Genomic DNA, 2,769 nt, shown 5'->3' with positions numbered 1-2,769 from the left:
ACTAAGGCAAAATCTTCAAAGAAAAAAGTTGAAGAAAGCGTAGGCAAGGAAGTTGAAGCTAAAAAACCTACAAAGAAAAAATCAGAATAATTATATGCCATCGTAGTTCAAATTTGAGCCTATAAATTAAACTGTGTAAATCCTTTTTGATAAATAATCAGAAAGGATTTACGCGAAAATATCTCCTGCTGATTCTATAACACCTTGCAATTAACCAAATCAACTAAAGCTACGCTATCTATACCGAGGCAAATGCAAAATTTAAGTTCTACGTCAGATATAATTCAAGATATTAATAGCTAATTTCTATTGGTAAATGCTAGTAAACGATAATGAACAAAATTTTACACGCGCTATTTCTCTGTCGGTAGCTGTAAAGGTAATATATTAAAAATGCCAATATGGCGTCATTACTGGCAATGCAAACCAACTCTTTGCACGCGGGTTTATGTGTTTAATCAAAATATCTAAAATTTCAAAACATCGCCATCAAATTTAGATTTCTACTTTTTTAACTAAAATTTTACCAGGTAAATTTATAAACAAAAAATCAGCAAATTTTGTTAAAAACATATCTTGTGTGCCGAATTTTGCACCCTACGTTGTTTTTAAAGGTTAATCTGTGAATACTTACTTTTGAAATTCTTTTAGGCTCAACGTAATTTAGTGCAAACATAAGGAGCATTAAGTTACGTTGAGCTTTTTTATATATGGTTCTAATTATTTAAATTTTGACCTAATCCCCTGTGTATAGAGAAGTAAGCGTCAAATTTGCTAAATTTTTACAATGCAGTATCTAAAAGTAACATTAACCAAAAAAACTAAATATTATTCATTATTTTTATTGATTTTTTTACTCATTCCTAAGCTTCGCGACTGTATATTACCTATATATTTACTTTATTTTTAAGGAGGCTTTATGCAAGAGGCAAACGACGGCAAAAAGCTAGCGATCGGCACCGTTGCCTTGATCCTAGCTATCGTCTTTTTCGGCGGTTTCTTAAAGGATGTCGCAGGCGGTATTTTTGATTTCGGTAAATTAACCGGACAGTTTCCGGAGTGGTTTAAAACCGCAGGCGGCACAAGCGCAAAGGGTGGTTTTATATTTGCACTCAGTCTGGTTCCTGCGATCATGCTCGCTCTTGGGTTTGTTGCGATATTTGAGAGATATTACGCGCTTTACGCAGCTTCACGCTGGCTTACTCCCGTGCTAAAGCCTCTCATCGGTATCCCGGGCTGCTGCTCGATCTCGCTCATAGCTAGTACGCAAAGCACCGACGCAGGTAGCTCTACGGCAAAGTTTTTACGCCAAGACGGCAAGATCACGCACAAAGAGCTTTTGATATTTGCCGCATTTCAGTTTAGCGCGGGCGCGATGATCACGAATTTCCTAGCGTCTTTCGCTCCGTTGCTCACGGTAGCCGATAAAAACGGAGCTCAGGCGCCTATATCTATCGCGGCTGGCTTGGGAATCATTTTGGTGTTTAAGGTATTTGGGGCAAATTTGATGAGACTTTACGTCAAAAAATTCGTAAAAGACGGGGAGACTGAAGTATGAGCGAGCAAGCTAATAATAAATTATTAACCGACGTTTTCGTAGAAGGCGCTAGAAAGGGCTGGGATATCGCCGTTCACAACACTATCCCAAACGTCCTTATGGCTTTTGTAATCATCCACATCCTAAAAGTTTCTGGCGCGCTTGATATCATAGGCAAGTATCTTGGCTTCGTCATGTTGCCGCTTGGGCTTCCGGGCGAGTCGATAGCGGTTATCATGGCGGCGTTTCTTAGCTGGGGCGGGTCTGCGGGCGTGCTAGTGGCGCTGGTTCAGGGCGGCACCCTAACGGCTCCAGATATCGCAGTACTGATCCCGGGCATGGCGCTAGTAGGCTCTACGGTGCAGTATATGGGACGCGTCCTAGGTGTGCTGGGCATCCCTGGCAAGCACTACTTGGTGCTATTTGGCATATGCATCCTAAATGCCTATCTAGCGATGTTTGTGATGAGCATCATCGTATAAAGGACGGTCTATGAAACAAGAGGAGCTAAAACAATATCTAGCTGAGCTAAAGGAGCTAACCGATATCGAGAGTCCGACGTCTAGCGTAGAGGGCGTAAATAGCGTCGCAAAGTGGTTTATGAATAAGGCAGAAACGCTCGGCCTAAAGCATGAAAAGGTAGCGCTGGGCACCGATAAGGTCGCCGACTGCCTACTCATCTCAAACAACCCGAATGCGATGAAATTCGACGTGCTTTTTGTCGCGCACATGGATACGGTTTTCCCTGTTGGCTCGGTGCAAAACACTCCTTTTACCCAAAATGAGAGCAGGGTAAATGCGCTAGGCGTCATAGATGACAAGGGCGGCGCACTGCTGTCGCTCTACGTCATCAAGGAGCTTGATCTTAGTAAAATCAACGTCGCTTTGTTTCTAAACTCGCACGAGGAGACGGGGTCGAATTTCGCCAAAGAAAAGATCCGCGAATACGCGAGAAAGTCCAAATTTTGCCTCGTGATGGAGCCTGCTCGCGAGGACGGCTCGATGGTGGCGACTAGAAAAGGCGTGATGACCTACGTGATAGATTTTCACGGCGTGGGCGCGCATGCGGGCAACCACCCCGAGCGTGGTCGTTCGGCGCTCGTCGAGGCGGCAAATTTCGTAGTCGAGCTATCAAAGCTGACTGATTTTGCGGCTGGGCATACCTTTAACTCCATCATCACAAACGGCGGCACCGCGCAAAACGTCGTGCCCGAGTTTGCCAGCGTGACGTG

The 2,769-nt window shown here is 43.8% G+C and carries 3 protein-coding genes; all 3 read left to right on the top strand.

The features are described 5' to 3' along the window. The first annotated feature begins 919 nt into the window (after positions 1-919). On the top strand, positions 920-1,558 hold the full coding sequence (locus Q0338_RS02855; RefSeq protein WP_298085444.1) for a nucleoside recognition domain-containing protein: 639 nt from the start codon (positions 920-922) through the stop codon (positions 1,556-1,558). Further along, a complete protein-coding gene (locus Q0338_RS02850; protein WP_298085443.1) occupies positions 1,555-2,019 on the top strand; it encodes a YjiG family protein in 465 nt (154 codons plus the stop codon). The genes Q0338_RS02855 and Q0338_RS02850 overlap by 4 nt, the downstream gene beginning before the upstream one ends. 10 nt (positions 2,020-2,029) lie before the next feature. Continuing rightward, on the top strand, positions 2,030-2,769 hold a 740-nt coding region (locus tag Q0338_RS02845; RefSeq protein WP_298085442.1), incomplete at its 3' end, for a M20/M25/M40 family metallo-hydrolase.

The organism is uncultured Campylobacter sp. (assembly GCF_938018145.1).
In the GTDB taxonomy this organism is placed as follows: domain Bacteria; phylum Campylobacterota; class Campylobacteria; order Campylobacterales; family Campylobacteraceae; genus Campylobacter_A.
The sequence above is the reverse complement of the archived record's forward strand: the minus strand, read 5'-3'. Positions and strand labels throughout refer to the sequence as shown.